General features: G+C 60.3%; 17 protein-coding genes. 14 read left to right on the top strand and 3 right to left on the bottom strand.

What is annotated here, in order from left to right; genetic code table 11:
* The first annotated feature begins 9 nt into the window (after positions 1-9).
* Positions 10-846, top strand: coding sequence for a sn-glycerol-3-phosphate ABC transporter permease UgpE (gene ugpE / locus ACEWPJ_RS16390; protein WP_416514295.1), 837 nt, complete (start codon positions 10-12; stop codon positions 844-846).
* Between the two features lie 2 nt (positions 847-848).
* Positions 849-1,853: a sn-glycerol-3-phosphate ABC transporter ATP-binding protein UgpC gene (gene ugpC / locus ACEWPJ_RS16385; protein ID WP_416514200.1), complete on the top strand. Its 1,005-nt coding sequence runs from the start codon at positions 849-851 to the stop codon at positions 1,851-1,853.
* A gap of 18 nt (positions 1,854-1,871) precedes the next feature.
* On the opposite strand, the gene ACEWPJ_RS16380 is transcribed toward ugpC, so the two are convergent.
* A complete protein-coding gene (locus ACEWPJ_RS16380; RefSeq protein ID WP_416514199.1) occupies positions 1,872-2,777 on the bottom strand; it encodes a LysR family transcriptional regulator in 906 nt (301 codons plus the stop codon).
* A 150-nt stretch (positions 2,778-2,927) separates the two neighbouring features.
* Here ACEWPJ_RS16380 and ACEWPJ_RS16375 point away from each other — a divergent pair, with 150 nt between their 5' ends.
* From ACEWPJ_RS16375 to ACEWPJ_RS16330, 10 genes are all read left to right on the top strand, one after another.
* A complete protein-coding gene (locus ACEWPJ_RS16375; protein ID WP_416514198.1) occupies positions 2,928-3,971 on the top strand; it encodes an ABC transporter substrate-binding protein in 1,044 nt (347 codons plus the stop codon).
* A 7-nt stretch (positions 3,972-3,978) separates the two neighbouring features.
* Entirely contained in the window at positions 3,979-4,788 is an 810-nt protein-coding gene (locus tag ACEWPJ_RS16370; protein ID WP_416514197.1) for an ABC transporter ATP-binding protein, read from the top strand.
* Positions 4,788-5,594 (top strand): ABC transporter permease, encoded by an 807-nt coding sequence (locus tag ACEWPJ_RS16365; RefSeq protein WP_416514196.1) that lies wholly within the window; start codon positions 4,788-4,790, stop codon positions 5,592-5,594. Before ACEWPJ_RS16370 ends, ACEWPJ_RS16365 begins: the two co-directional genes overlap by 1 nt.
* Before the next feature lie 69 nt (positions 5,595-5,663).
* The gene (locus ACEWPJ_RS16360) at positions 5,664-7,028 is read left to right on the top strand and encodes an FAD-dependent oxidoreductase (protein ID WP_416514195.1); all 1,365 of its coding nucleotides are present in this window, start codon (positions 5,664-5,666) and stop codon (positions 7,026-7,028) included.
* 10 nt (positions 7,029-7,038) lie between these two features.
* Entirely contained in the window at positions 7,039-8,202 is a 1,164-nt protein-coding gene (locus ACEWPJ_RS16355) for a CaiB/BaiF CoA transferase family protein (RefSeq protein ID WP_416514194.1), read from the top strand.
* Positions 8,199-8,975, top strand: coding sequence for an enoyl-CoA hydratase/isomerase family protein (locus tag ACEWPJ_RS16350; protein WP_416514193.1), 777 nt, complete (start codon positions 8,199-8,201; stop codon positions 8,973-8,975). The genes ACEWPJ_RS16355 and ACEWPJ_RS16350 overlap by 4 nt, the downstream gene beginning before the upstream one ends.
* Before the next feature lie 9 nt (positions 8,976-8,984).
* On the top strand, positions 8,985-9,332 hold the full coding sequence (locus tag ACEWPJ_RS16345; RefSeq protein ID WP_416514192.1) for an indolepyruvate ferredoxin oxidoreductase subunit alpha: 348 nt from the start codon (positions 8,985-8,987) through the stop codon (positions 9,330-9,332).
* Positions 9,333-9,343: 11 nt separating this feature from the next.
* Entirely contained in the window at positions 9,344-10,228 is an 885-nt protein-coding gene (locus tag ACEWPJ_RS16340) for a dihydrodipicolinate synthase family protein (RefSeq protein WP_416514191.1), read from the top strand.
* 27 nt (positions 10,229-10,255) lie between these two features.
* On the top strand, positions 10,256-11,692 hold the full coding sequence (locus ACEWPJ_RS16335) for an aldehyde dehydrogenase family protein (RefSeq protein WP_416514190.1): 1,437 nt from the start codon (positions 10,256-10,258) through the stop codon (positions 11,690-11,692).
* 2 nt (positions 11,693-11,694) lie between these two features.
* Positions 11,695-12,153, top strand: a complete 459-nt coding sequence (locus tag ACEWPJ_RS16330; RefSeq protein ID WP_416514189.1) for a deoxycytidylate deaminase — start codon at positions 11,695-11,697, stop codon at positions 12,151-12,153.
* Here the strand turns inward: ACEWPJ_RS16330 and ACEWPJ_RS16325 are convergent.
* Both ACEWPJ_RS16325 and ACEWPJ_RS16320 read right to left on the bottom strand, forming a co-directional pair.
* Positions 12,145-12,831 (bottom strand): D-lyxose/D-mannose family sugar isomerase, encoded by a 687-nt coding sequence (locus ACEWPJ_RS16325; RefSeq protein ID WP_416514188.1) that lies wholly within the window; start codon positions 12,829-12,831, stop codon positions 12,145-12,147. The two genes, ACEWPJ_RS16330 and ACEWPJ_RS16325, sit on opposite strands and share 9 nt — an antisense overlap.
* A gap of 28 nt (positions 12,832-12,859) precedes the next feature.
* A complete protein-coding gene (locus ACEWPJ_RS16320; RefSeq protein ID WP_416514187.1) occupies positions 12,860-13,774 on the bottom strand; it encodes an AEC family transporter in 915 nt (304 codons plus the stop codon).
* Between the two features lie 204 nt (positions 13,775-13,978).
* Here ACEWPJ_RS16320 and ACEWPJ_RS16315 point away from each other — a divergent pair, with 204 nt between their 5' ends.
* Both ACEWPJ_RS16315 and ACEWPJ_RS16310 read left to right on the top strand, forming a co-directional pair.
* Positions 13,979-14,320, top strand: coding sequence for a hypothetical protein (locus ACEWPJ_RS16315; RefSeq protein WP_416514186.1), 342 nt, complete (start codon positions 13,979-13,981; stop codon positions 14,318-14,320).
* A gap of 42 nt (positions 14,321-14,362) precedes the next feature.
* Positions 14,363-14,786: sugar O-acetyltransferase (locus ACEWPJ_RS16310; RefSeq protein ID WP_416514185.1), on the top strand; the 424-nt coding region annotated here is incomplete at its 3' end.

Here is a 14,786-nt window from a genome sequence, read left to right as displayed (position 1 = left end):
CGCACGGGCATGGTCGAAAAGCGGGGCGCGGGGCATTGGCTGACCCATGCCGGGTTGATCGTCGGGCTTCTGTTCATCTTTTTCCCGATCTGGCTGGCTTTCGTCGCATCGACCGTGTCCCAGCCCGAGATCGTTCGCCCGCCGATGCCCCTCATCCCCGGTGACCAGTTCTTCGAAAACTATCGAAAGGCGCTGGTTTCGGGCATCAATGCGCCGGTCGCCTGGATGATGCTGAACTCGCTTGTCATGGCGATGGGGATCGCTATCGGGAAGATCGTGATCTCCCTGCTGTCGGCCTTCGCCATCGTCTATTTCCGGTTTCCGGGGCGCAGAGTGTTCTTCTGGCTGATTTTCCTGACGCTGATGCTGCCGGTCGAGGTGCGGATCGTGCCGACCTACGAGGTCGTCGCGGGGTTCGGCATGCTCAACAGCTATTCCGGGCTGATCTTTCCGCTGATCGCCTCGGCGACCGCGACGTTCCTGTTCCGGCAGTTCTTCATGACGGTGCCCGATGAACTGGCCGAGGCCGCGCGGGTCGATGGAGCGCGACCCATGCGGTTCTTCTGGGACATCCTTCTGCCGATGAGCCGCACGAACATCGCCGCGCTTTTCGTGATCCTGTTCATCTACGGCTGGAACCAATACCTCTGGCCGCTGCTGATCACGACGGACCCGTCCATGAACACCATCGTGATGGGGATCAAGCAGATGTTCCCGTCGGGCGACGATATCGCCGATTGGCCGGTCATAATGGCGACGTCGATCCTTGCGATGATCCCGCCGGTCGTCGTGGTCATCAGTATGCAGCGGCTGTTCATCCGCGGCCTTGTCGATAGCGAGAAATAGAAATGGCGACCGTCAGTCTTCGGAATATCAAGAAATCCTTTGGCAAGACCGAGGTGATCCACGGCGTCGATATCGACATCGAGGACGGAGAATTCATCGTCATCGTTGGCCCGTCCGGCTGCGGGAAGTCCACACTGTTGCGGATGATCGCGGGGCTTGAGACAATCACATCGGGCGAGGTGCAGATCGACGACACCCGAGTCAATGACAAGGAACCGATGGACCGCGATATCGCGATGGTGTTCCAGAACTACGCGCTTTACCCGCATATGTCGGTGTTCGACAATATGGCCTATGGGCTAAAGATCGCGGGGCGCCCCAAGGGCGAAATCGCCGAACGGGTCGAGGCCGCGGCGAAACTTCTTCAGCTTGAACCCTACCTGAAACGCCGGCCGCGCGAATTGTCCGGCGGGCAGCGGCAGCGCGTGGCGATGGGCCGGGCGATCGTGCGCAAGCCGGCGGTCTTCCTGTTCGATGAACCACTTTCCAACCTCGACGCCAAACTGCGCGTGCAGATGCGGCTTGAGATCAAGCAGTTGCAGCGGCGGCTGGGTGTCACGGCTCTTTACGTGACCCACGATCAGGTGGAGGCGATGACGCTGGCCGACCGCATGATCGTGATGAATGGCGGGGTCGCCGACCAAATCGGCGCGCCGCTTGAAGTCTACGCCAACCCCGCGACGGAGTTCGTGGCCGGGTTCATCGGCTCTCCCCCGACGAATTTCATGAAGCCGGAACTGGCGAATGTCGCCGGATCGGCCGCGACGCTCGGGGTCCGGCCCGAACATCTGCGGATCGCTCAGTCTGATCCCAGAACCAGCGGCACGGTCCTTTATACCGAGGCACTGGGAGCGGAGACTCTGGTTCATGTCAAGCTGGCGGACGGCACGCTCGTCACCGCACGGCAGAATGCGTCCGAAGTGTTTCTGGCCGAAGGGTCCGCCGTGGATCTGACTTGGGACCACGCGGATGAGATGCTGTTTGACGGGTCGGGGCGGCGTATCTGAGGGTTTGCGTGTCGCCCCTCACGAATCTAGCCGCATCAGCCGGATCGACCGCCCCACCACATCGCATAGGTGTCGCTTGGCCGGATCGATCCCGGTCGTGGCCGACACCAGCATGGCGATCCGCATGTCGTTCAGACCTTCTTGGATCAGGGGGATGAACTTTAGCTCATCCGCCTCGATCTCTTTGAAAAAGCCGATCTTGGTGTAAAGGCCGATGCCTTGATTATCCAAGATCATCTGCTTTGCGATAAACAGGGTGTTGGTGAAAATGTGGGTGGATAGGGGCGAGGCGAGGGTTGACACCACTTGGTCGATGATCGAATTGCGCCCCCGCGCGTCGATGGTGCGGACAAGGCGATAGGTGCTGATATCGTCAATCGTAACGCTGTTGCGTTCCGCAAGCGGATGGTCGCGCCGCACGATCACGCCGAAGGGTGCGGATTTTTCAGACATCACGCGCACGTCCGGGTGCATGTCGATCATAAAGGTGATCCCCACATCCGTTTCGCCGTTTGCGACGGATTTCATCACCTCGTCCGGCTGGGCCGTGGTGACTGAGATCGAAATATCGGGAAAAGACTGGCTGAACTGCTGCAACGCCTGCGGCAGAATCCCGTAAGCCACAGAGTCAATCGTTTCGATGTTGATATGCCCGGTGCGCAGGTCGCGCAGGTCGTCGATCAGGATCTTGGTGCGTTCGTAATCGTGTAGCGTCTTGCGGCAATGTTCGAGAAGGATGCTGCCGATGCTGGTCAGCTCCACCCCTTCGGGGGTTCGGTCGAACACGGCGACGCCAAGCTGCTTTTCGACGCTCAGAATCTTTCGGTTCACCGAAGTCGAAGACACATTCAGCACGGTTGATGCCTTTCGGATCGACCCGTGCCGGGCGACTTCGTCAAAGTATTTCAGGAAGATAGAGTGCATGGTCGCGCTCCGCCATCATGGGTGATGCAATAATTGCACCACTGTTAGCAGGAATTTACCCTTCTTGCATCACCACTCACTGCCCTAGAGTCAATCAAAAGCAACAAGAATCGACTCATGAAAACCGCCTTTGACCAACAGGAGAACACCATGAAACGACCTTCCCAAACCGGCCTAAGCCGCCGTTCGCTGCTGAAATCAATGGGTGCTGCGGCGGGTGCCGCCAGCGCCGGCACGTTTGTCAGCATCGAAAAAGCGTTCGCGCAAGACACGTTCGACGTCACGCTGCAACTTGGCTGGCTGGCCAGCAACGGCATTCTGGGCGAGGTCGTCGCCGACAAAAAAGGGTTCTTCGCTGAAGAAGGTCTGACGCTCGACATCGTGCCGGGTGGCCCGAATGTGGATGGCGTTGCCTCTGTCGCTTCTGGCCGCGCGAACCTCGGCTCGATTTCGTCAAGCCCGTCGCTGATGCTCGCCCGCTCTGCCGGGCTGCCGGTGAAATGTATCGCCGCCGGTTATCAGCAGCACCCGTTCACCTACTTCTCGTTGAAGGACAACCCGGTCAACACACCGGAAGACCTGATCGGCAAGAAGGTCGCGACCAACGGCACCGCCCGTATCCTGCTGCGCGCGCTTCTGGCGAATGCCGGGATCTCCGAGGATGAGGTCGAAGTTTCGGTCATGGGGTCCGACATGGCGCCGCTGATGACCGGGCAGGTCGATGTCGTGACTGGCTGGAAAACCAACACCAGCGCGCTTGCCGTGCTTGGCGATCAGCGCAACGACATGTCGCTGTGGGATGCTGGCATTCAGCTTTACGCGAACCCCTATTACGTGACCGACAGCACGCTCGCCGATCACCCGGAGCAAGTTCAGGGTATGATCCGCGCGATTGCGAAGGGCTGGGGCTATGTCCACGACAACCGGGAAGAGGCCGTCGATATCCTCGTAGAGCGTTACCCGAACATGGATCGCGAGAAGGAGCTGGAGACGGTGGACCTCGTCGTCGATTACTCTTTCAACAAAAACACCGCTGAAAACGGCTGGGGCACGATGACCCCGGAAAACTGGCAAGCTCAGATCAACATCTATGATGAGCTTGGCCAATTCGAAAGCGGCGCACCTGCACTTGACGATGTCATGACGCTGTCCGTCCTCGAAGCGACTGCGGAAACTCGTCCAACTTATGGATAAGGAACCCATGCCTGCAACTGCAACCATCCAACCTGCGCCGGTCGAAAAGCCGACCGGCGCAATCGCCGCCTCGCTGAAAGACGCGTCTGTCAAATTCGGGTCTTTCACCGCCATCGACGGCATGTCGATGGATATCGAGGAAGGCGCGTTTTACACGATCCTCGGCCCATCGGGCTGCGGCAAATCCACGATGCTGCGTCTGGTGTCCGACCTGATCCCGGCAGCGTCGGGTGAAGTTTCGATCTTTGGCAAAACCACCGAAGAGGCGCGACTGGCCCGTGAATTTGCCTTTGTCTTTCAGGACGCGACGCTGCTGCCGTGGCGTTCCGCGCTGAAGAATGTCGAACTGCCGCTGGAAATCGGCCGTCGGCGGGGCATTGATATTCCGGTTGGTGACAAATCCCCGCGTGAGCTGCTGAAGCTCGTCGGACTTGAGGGCCGCGAAGATGCCCTGCCGCATGAGCTTTCGGGCGGGATGCGGCAACGCGTGGCGATTGCCCGCGCGCTGGTCTGCCACCCAAAGCTGCTGCTGATGGATGAACCCTTCGGCGCGTTGGATGAGATGACGCGCGACCATTTGAACCTGCAATTGCTGCAAATCTGGAAGGAAACCGGCGTCACGATCCTGTTCGTGACCCACTCGATCCCCGAAGCGGTGTTTCTGGGTCAGAAGGTTCTGATGCTGGAAGCCAACCCCGGACGCCTGCGCGAAGTGGTCGAAATCGACCTGCCAAGCCCGCGCACCATCGAACAACGCGATACGCAGGAATTCACACGGTATTCCGCTTATCTGCGCAAACTGCTGGAGACATGCTGATGACCGCGATTGACAACATCCAAGCCACCGACCCGGCGGTTGACGAGGAGCGGGCAGAAGCGCGGCGCAAGAAGGTGATGGCGGTCGGCGTACCGCTTGCAACCGCCATCGCGCTGGTCGTGATCTGGCAGATCGGTGTCAGGTTGTTCGCCGTGCCGACCTACATCGCCCCGGCGCCGTCCGACGTCGCCTATACGTTTGTCGACAAGTTTCCGATCCTGCTCACGAACTTCTGGCCGACATTCTACGAAAGCCTGCTGGGCTTCTTCGTCGGCAACACCGCCGCGGTTCTGATCGCGGTCGCCTTCGTGCACAACCGCATGGTCGAACGCGCGTTCTTTCCGATCGCGGTGTTCGTCAACACCATCCCGATCCTGGCCATTGCGCCGATCCTCGTTTTGATCTTCGGCCCCGGCCTGACCGCCAAGGTGGTGATCGCGGCGCTGATCTGTTTCTTTCCGACGCTGGTCAACATGGTGCGCGGCCTGCAAGCCGTCAGCCCGCAAGCGCTGGAGCTTGCGCGCATCCTGTCCGCCTCGAAATCCGAGATCTTCTGGAAGATCCGGTTGCCTTCCTCCCTGCCCTTCCTGTTCTCCGCGCTCAAGATTGCGGCGACGACCTGCGTCATCGGCGCGATTGTCGGAGAATGGGTCGGTGCGGATGTGGGTCTTGGGGCGCTGATCATCGACTCGACCTTCAACTTCAATTCGCCCTTGCTCTACGCAACCGTCTTTATGTCGTCGGGGCTGTCCGTGCTGTTGTTCGCAACGGTTTCGACAGTCGAACGACTGGTGGTGCGCTGGTAAGGCAACACGCTGAAATAAAACAATATATGCGCCTGCCATATCCACGGCGCGACAGAAGGAGTATGCCAAATGACTGCGCAAGTTAAAGATCACGTTCAAACCCGGGGCGAGCAGGTTCCCGTTGTCGCCGATACCGACGTCGTCGTCATCGGCGCCGGCCCGGCGGGTGTATCCGCGGCGGTCTCTGCGGCGCGGAACGGGTGTTCCGTCACCCTGCTGGAACGCTACCACCACCTTGGCGGCATGGCGTCGGGCGGCATGGTTCTGGTGCTTGATGACATGGTCAACGACGGGAATGAGATCGTGACCACCGGCATCGTCGATGAATATGTCGACCGCATGGTGAAACAGGACGGCGCGGTCTATCCGCCGTCCGAAGATTGCCTGACCAACTGGGAGATGTGGCAGAAATGGTCCCGCTGGGGCTGCATCGACTTCCACCAAACCGGGATGCCGCAGCCGATCATCCACGCCGTTGCGTTCGATCCCGATGCGTGGAAGCGCGTTAGCTTGGACCTTGTGAAAGAGGCAGGGATCAACCTGCGGCTTCATTCCTGGTTCTCCGAGGCATTGGTCGAAGACAACCGCGTCACCGGCGTGATCTGTCAGACGAAACTTGGCCGGCAAGCGATCCGCGCGAAGATGGTGATCGATGCAAGTGGCGACCTTGATGTTGCCTCCTCTGCCGGGGCGTCGTTCATTGACGGTCAGTTCATTGTGACAACCGTGTTCCGCCTTAGCGATGTCGACACCGACAAGGCCGAAGCGTTCGAATACGCCAACCCCGAGGAATACAAAAAAATCGACCGTCAGGCGCGGCGCGTCATCGGCGGGGCCTGGGGCATGTGGTGGCTGAAAACGCCGCTGCCGGGCATCGTCTGGTGCAACTGCCCGCATATGCCGGGCTATGATGGCCTGTCGCCGGAACACATGGTCGAGGCCGAATACGAAGGCCGCGAGCGGATGATGAACCTGCTGGCCTTCGCCCGCGAGAACATTCCGGGGTTCGAGAATGCCAAGATGCTGGGCGCCGCCGAGCAGATGGGTGTCCGTCAGACTCGGTTGCTTCAGGGCGAATATGTCGTGACCAAAGACGATGTGAAAAGCCGCCGGCACTTTGCCGACAGCGTGTGTCGTGGTCGGGATTACTACACCCCGTATCGCGCGCTGCTGCCGAAGGGCATCGACAACCTGATCGTCGCGGGCCGTCACTATTCCGTCGAAAGCGAGGCGCAGAAACTGTCCCGCGAGATCCCGCCCTGCATGTCGCAAGGGGAAGCTGCGGGCGTCGCCGTATCGCTGGCGCTGCAAGGTGATAAGGCGCTGCGCGATGTGGACGCCAAGCTGATCCAGAAACAGATGCGCGCCCAAGGGGCAGACCCGGGCGACGTGCCATCAGCCAACGCGCTGGTCGAAGAAAAAGTAGACGCTTGAGGAGGCCATGATGCAAAATACTCTCCCCCTCGACGGCATCCGGGTGATCGACTTCACCCAAGTGATGCTTGGCCCCTGTGCCACCCAAATGCTGGCCGATTTTGGTGCGGACGTCATCAAGATCGAACGCCCCGGCGCGGGCGACCTGTCCCGCAGCTTCTACGGCGAAACCAGCGAAGAGGCGATGAACAACGCTGTCTTCGCCTCTCTCAACCGCAACAAGCGGTCGGTTGAGATCGACACGAAATCCCCTGAAGGCAAGCAGATGGTCTATGCCCTTGTCCGCGAGGCTGACGTGGTCGTCGATAACTTCCGCGCTGGCGTAATGGACCGGTTGGGTTTCGGCTATGATGAGCTGAAGAAAATCAATCCGGGGATCATCTGCGCCTCTGGCACGGGGTTCGGTGAAAAAGGGCCATATGCCCACAAGGGCGGGCAGGACGTGCTGGCCCAGGCGATGAGCGGCGTGATGGAGAAAACCTCCGACCCGTCGATCCCGAAGTCGATCTATCCGACGACACTGTGCGATTACACCGCCGGGATGCACTTGGTGCAGGGCGTGCTGGCCGCGTTGTTGGCGCGGGGGAAATCCGGGGTCGGGCAGAAGGTCAGCGTGTCGCTGTATGACTCCATGATCGCGATGCAGATGCAGGAGGCCGCGCAGTGGAACAAGCACCGCGAAGTTCTGAACTGGGCCGCGATGCCGCTGACCGGCGTCTTTGACACCACCGATGGCGCGCTGGTCGTTGTCGGCGCGTTCAAGGCGAACCCGTTGCAGGACATCTGCACAGCCTTGGAAATCGACGATCTGTCGACGGACTATCCGAACCTGTCGAGCCAGCGGAAGAACAAGCCGTTCCTGCAAAACATCTTCCGCGAACGGTTTGCGACCAACACGACCGCCTATTGGCTGGACCGTCTGGAAGCGCAAGACCTGCTCTGTGCCCCCGTCCGTCCGCTGGGCGAGGCGCTGGCCGATCCGCAGACCGAAATCAACGAAATGCTGATCGATATCGATCATCCGGTGCTGGGTGGCTTGCGGCTTGTCGGCTCTCCGGTTCACCTTAGCGATGCGCCCCTGACCGTCCGCCACGCGCCGCCGCGTCTGGGTGAGCATACGGAAGAAGTCATCAAGGAATTCGGTCTGGGCGAAAAGGAAAGGGCCGCGGGATGAGCGTTCTCTTCACCGTTGAAGATCACGTTGCCTGCGTCACCATCGACCGGCCCGACCGGATGAACGCGATGGATACCGCGACCCAGACCCGCCTTGCGGAAATCTGGGACGAGGTTGAGGGCAACGCCGATATCCGCTGCGTGGTTCTGACCGGCAGCGGGGATCGGGCGTTCTCCGCCGGGGCCGATCTGAAAGACGACAGCGGCATGTCCGGCGTCGAATATTGGAAAGACATCAGCGACACAGGCTTTCGCCGGATTGCACTACGGGGCACGCTGACCAAACCCGTTATCGCGCGGGTGAACGGCCTTGCGCTTGGTGGCGGGCTGGAAATGGCAATGGGATGCGACATCATCATCGCCGCCGATACCGCGCGCTTTGGTCTGCCCGAGGCGAAAGTCGGACGGATGCCGCTGGACGGCGGCATGGTGATGCTGCCCCGCCTGATCCCGCGCAACATTGCGGTTGGGATGATGATGACGGGGCGCATGGCTTCGGCTGATGACATGGCACGCTATGGGTTGGTCAATTCGGTCGTGCCCGCCGATCAGCTTGACGCTGAAACCGACCGTTGGGTGGCCGATATCCTCTCCGCCGCCCCGCTGAGTCTGAAGTCAATCAAGGCCGTCGTCCGCAATACGAGCGAAATGTCGGTTCACGACGCATATGCGTATGAATCCCCCGAACTGATCGCTGCGCTGAACTCTGAGGACGCCGACGAGGGCGTCACCGCATTCCGCGAAAAACGCGCCCCCGTTTGGCGCGGGAAATAGCGGGGCAGCATGGCGCTAATCATCAAAAGCGAATGTATCGACGTGAAGGACGGGATTTGCACCACGTCCTGCCCCGTCGACTGCATCTATGAAGGCGAGCGGATGTATTACATCCACCCGACCGAATGTATCGAATGCGGCATGTGTGAAAGCATTTGTCCGGTCGACGCGATCCGCTACGATGACGAGGTCGAGGAGAAAGACGCCGATTTCGTGCGCATCAACGCAGAGGTGTTCCACGGCCCCGACGGAGAGGTCGAGGAACCCGGCGGCTGGTATAGGGGCGCGGACCCGATCAAGGATCATCCCGAGGTCGCGGCCTACAAGACCCGCGAACCGGAAACACAGGATCAATAAAGGACATTCCGATGGAAGGTATCATTGCCGCCGTCCCCACGCCGGTCGACGCGGAAGGAACGCCGCAAAAGGCGCTGTTCGTTGAACATTGCCAGTGGGCGCTTCATAACGGCTGCGACGGGCTGAACGTGCTCGGCTCGACCGGGGAAGCGAACAATTTCGACACCGCCGCCCGCAAGCAGGTGATGGGCTGGGCGGCTGAGGCTGTCGACACGACCCGCCTGATGGTCGGCACTGGAACACCGTCGCTCGCTGAAACGGTCGACCTGACCAGCCACGCCGATGACCTTGGCTATGGCGTCGCGTTGGTGCTGCCGCCATATTACTACAAACCCGCCAGCGATGAGGGGTTGTTCCGCTGGTATGAGGCGCTGCATCACGCACTCGGCCAGCGCAAGATCGCGATCTATTTCTACAATTTCCCGCAAATGACCGGGATCACCATTCCGGTGCCGCTGATCGAACGGCTGCAAAAGGCGTATCCTGACCGCTTCACCGGGATCAAGGATTCCTCTGGCGATCTGGACTATTGCCGCGAACTGACGGCGAAATTGCCGGGTTTTGCGGTCTTCCCAAGCTCGGAAACCTCGCTGTCAGAGGCCGGGGCATCGGGCTTTGCGGGGTGTATCTCGGCCACCGTCAACCAAACCGCGCCGCTATGTGCGGAGCTTTGGGCCGGGCGCACCGCCCCCGACGCGGCGCTGTTGGAGCGCACGGGCGCACTCCGCGCTGCAATCGCCAGCCAACCGCTGATCGCTTCGGTCAAGTATCTGGTCGGCCGCCGCACGGACAACCCTCTTTGGGAACACACCCTGCCGCCCTTCGTGGCGCTAACGGATGCGCAGAAAGCCGCATTGGATGAAATCGAAGTTCCGTCGCCCGCTCCGGTCGGCTGAAACGTAGAAAATGGAAAGAGAGAGCAGATGAGCAAGCACGAGAACCTGATTAACGGTGAATGGGTCAGCTTTGAAAACTATAAGGACAATGTGAACCCGTCTGACACGAATGATGTCATCGGCACCTATTCCTATGGCGATGCGAAATCCGTCGACATGGCGGTTGAGGCCGCGAAGGCCGCAGCGGACGACTGGGCCAACAGCACGCCGCAGGCGCGTTATGACCTGCTGGATGCAGTTGGCAATTCGCTGGCCGCGCGGGCCCAGGAATTCGGCAAATTGCTGGCGCGGGAAGAGGGCAAGACCCTGGCCGAAGGTGTCGGCGAAACCATGCGGGCAAGTCAGGTCTTCAAGTTCTTCGCAGGCGAAGCGTTGCGCCAGGTCGGTGACCTGCAACCCTCCGTCCGGCCCGGCATCGATGTCGAGGTGACGCGCGAACCGGTCGGTATCGTCGGCCTGATCACGCCGTGGAACTTCCCCATCGCGATCCCGGCGTGGAAAATCGCCCCGGCGCTCGCCTATGGCAATTGCGTGATCATCAAACCCGCCGACCTGACCCCCGGTTGCGCCCATGTGATCGCCGAATTGCTCCATGAACACGGCTGCCCGCCGGGTGTGTTCAACCTTGTGATGGGCCGCGGATCAACCGTGGGTGAGGCGATCGTGACCCACCCCGAGATCGGCGCGATTTCCTTCACCGGGTCCGTCGCGACGGGCAATCACATCGCCGAAGTTTGCGGCAAGATGAAGAAGAAAGTGCAGCTTGAGATGGGCGGCAAGAACCCGATGGTCGTGCTGGACGACGCGGATCTGTCCGTCGCGGTTCCCGCCTGCCTGAACGGCACATTCTTTTCGACCGGGCAGCGCTGCACTGCATCCTCGCGCCTGATTGTTGGGGCCGGTATCCACGATGATTTCGTCGCGGAGCTTACCAAACAGATGAAGGCGCTGAAGGTTGGCGATGCGCTTGACAGCAGCACGCAGATCGGCCCGGTTGTCGATGAAAAACAGTTGAAATCGAACCTCGACTATATCGACATCGCGAAATCCGAAGCGGCAGAGGTGATCGGCGGCGAACGGTTAGAGCTTGATAAGCCCGGCTTTTACCAAGCGCCCGCGCTGTTCGTGGGCACCGACAATTCCATGCGGATCAACCGCGAGGAAATCTTTGGCCCCTGCGGGTCCGTTATCAAGGTCGCGGATTTTGAAGAAGCACTCGCCGTCGCCAATGACACCGAATTTGGTCTGTCCGCCGGAATCTGCACGAGCAGCCTAAAATTCGCGCGCGAATTCAAGCGCCGGGCGCAGGCGGGCATGGTGATGGTCAACCTGCCGACGGCGGGCGTCGATTATCACGTGCCGTTCGGCGGGCGGAAAGGATCATCCTTCGGCGCGCGTGAACAAGGGCGCTACGCGGTGGAGTTCTATACCACTGTCAAAACCTCCTACGTGTTCGCGGGCTGAGGATGGCTGACCAAACCACATGGAAAACGCGGTTCCTGACCCTCGCCGACACGCTGGCCGCATGGTCAGAGGATCTTGATTTTCATGTTGGTGCGGTCATTGTCGGACCCGATCATGAAATCCGCGCGACGGGCTATAACGGCCTGCCGCGCGGCGTGTCGTCTGACGACAACACCCGGTTTGATCGCGCGAGTGGCGAAAAGTTCTTTTGGTTCGAGCATGCCGAGCGCAATGCGATCTACAACGCCGCCCGCGTCGGCACGCCGCTGGATGGCTGCACGATCTATATCAACCGCTACCCCTGCGCCGATTGCGCGCGGGCGATCATCCAAAGCGGAATAAAAACAGTCGTTAGCCCGGCGATCCCCGAACATGACGGGGCGCTTGACCACAGTTTTCAGGTGTCGGCAGTGATGCTGGAAGAGGCCGGGGTAACGGTCGATACGGACGGGTTAGCTTAACCACGTCTGATAATCGCTCACCAACAAATGGGTCGGCGCAGTGTCTTCTTCAACGTCGGAGAACCGACCGATGGGTTCGCGAAAGACGTTGTCGGTTTCGTCGTCATTCACCGTCGACACCTCACCGATCAGAACATCGCCGCCTTCGCCCCAAAACGCGTGCCAGTCGCCGGGCATCAGCGTTACACTCTCACCCGGCTGAACGCGCAGTTTTTCGCCGGGGGCATAGTCGCGCCGGATGCCGTCGCACCAGACCGTGCCGCTGCGATCCTCGGCAAAGTTGCCTTGATCGTCGGACCCGAACAGTTCGATCGCAAGGGTCGCGCCGCCGCGGTTGATGATGTCTTCGGCCTTGATGACATGGGTGTGCATCGGGCTAAGCTGATCCTGCCGCGAGATCAGTAACTTTTCGGCGTAGCACATCCCGCCGCCCCTCTGTAGATCGGCCAGCCGCCCATTGCGCAGGGTGAACAGGAAAAGCCCCATCTCGTCGAACTTTCCCGCGCCGTAGTCGGTGATATCCCAACCACAGCGGGCGTCGATCACCGCGCGCGCGTCGTCGCGGCGGGCCTTGAACTCATCGGGCGACCACGCGGCGAAGGGGGGCAGGACAAAACCATAGCTGCGGATCATATCGTCGGCTGCGGCCATGATGTCGTTAATTCTGGATCGTTTCATGCGTCGTTCTCCACTCGCGCCAGCCGGATCAGTTTCCGGTCAATATCGCCTGCGCGATCAGCAATGTCAGGGGTAGGGTCAAAAAGCTTAGCAGCGTTTGCGTCGTGATGATCGCCGCCATCAGGGGTGCGTCGCCGCGCATTTCGCGGGCCAGAGTGTAGCTCGCCACGCCTGTCGGCAGGGCCGCGAAGATCAGCGCGATCTGACTGACCAGCGGATCAAGCCCAAACAGCAGCGCGGCGAGGATCACGACTGCTGGATTGACAACAAACTTGCCAATCATCGAAAAACCGATGACGCGGCGCGACCCGCTTTGCCCCCGCAGCTTTAGGTTTGCACCGACGCAAAGCAGCATGATCGGCAGCGCTGCGTTCCCAAGGATGCGGGCCATTTCATGCAGCACCGGAACGTCGCCCAGCCCCGCAAAATTGAACAGCGCGCCGGCACAAATGCTAAGGATCAAGGGATTCCTGACCAGCCCCAGCAGCACTGATTTTCCACCGCCGCCCAATTGTCGCGTCATCAGCGTGACGACCGTGACGTTCACGACAGGCACCAGCAATGCCGACCCAAGTACAGCGATTTGCAGCCCCTTCGTGCCGAAAATAGCCTCTGCAATCGCAAGGCCGACGAAGGTATTGAACCGCGCACTTCCCTGCAAAAGCGAACTCGCTTGCGGTGCCTGCATTCCGCGCCCCAGAAGCCAGCCGCACAGAATCGCCGCGAAGAACCCGGCATAAAGCAGCACAGCATAGCCGCCGAGACCACCGCTCAGGTCCGCGGCAGATATCTTGGCAAAGAACAGCGCCGGCATCAGGACCCAATAGACCAGCCGGTCATTGAGGTTCCAGAACTCGATCGACGGAATACCACCACGCCGCAGCCCATAGCCCATCAGAATGAGGGCAAAGACCGGGGCGATGGCCAAAAAGATCGTCAGCATGTCGCGGGGCCTTGAATGTCTTAGCAATCCCTAGGTCGTGCCTTGGGGATTTGCAACGGCCCTCTGACCCCCGAAAAGCGCGGAAATCCGCCCGGAATCCAACGTGCTACATACCCTATCTTGTAGTTTATTGCGCCTCACCTACATAATAGTGTAGTATGTTCCTATAATGTTCTCGTTTAACCTGACCTTAGGAAATGGGGGATGAACATGACCCTTGATACAGAACACGAAATGGGCGGCGATCAGCCGTCGAATGACTATCACCAGCTGCCGGTGACCGAAAAACAACTGCGCTTTGCCCGCCAGATCGCTGCGCGGGCGCATATCACCCTACCGTGGGAGGCGCAGCAGGATCGTCAGGCGCTGTCCGCCTGGATCGACGAACACCGGGCGGAGATGACGGCGAGCCGCTTCGCGCAATACCCGTCGTCAAAGCAGGTGGCGTTTGCCGAACGCATCGCCCGGCTGAAACGCCGGACCGTGCCGCCGGAATGCTTCCGCGACCGCAAGATGATGTCGCGCTGGATCGACAGCAACAAGTAGGCGGTGATTGTGCGCTGCTCGCCGATCCCCTAGCGTTGCGGGATGAGCCTGAGCGAACGCGAAAAAATGAAAGCCGGGGCGTGGTATTCCTGCCTCGACCCGGAGCTTGAGGCGCTGCGCGTGACCGCCCGCGCCGCAGTTCATGCCCACAACACGATGCACCCCGACGACCGCGGCGAGATTGCCGCGCCATTGCGGACGCTGTTCGCGAAGGTCGGGCAAGGCGCGATGATTGAGGCCCCGTTTCATTGCCCCTACGGTTTCAACATCTCGGTGGGCGATTACGTTTACTTGAACGCAGGTTGCACAATCCTCGATACCGCGCTGGTGACGATTGGGGCGGCAACAATGCTCGGCCCGAATGTGCAGATTTACTGCGCCGACCATCACCGCGATCCGGCAAAGCGGGCGGAGGGTTTGGAAATCGCGCACCCCGTCACCATCGGCGCGAATGTCTGGATTGGCG

Source organism: Aliiroseovarius sp. YM-037 (assembly GCF_048060095.1).
Taxonomy (GTDB): domain Bacteria; phylum Pseudomonadota; class Alphaproteobacteria; order Rhodobacterales; family Rhodobacteraceae; genus JBLUOA01.
This window is presented reverse-complemented; position numbering and strand designations above follow the sequence as displayed.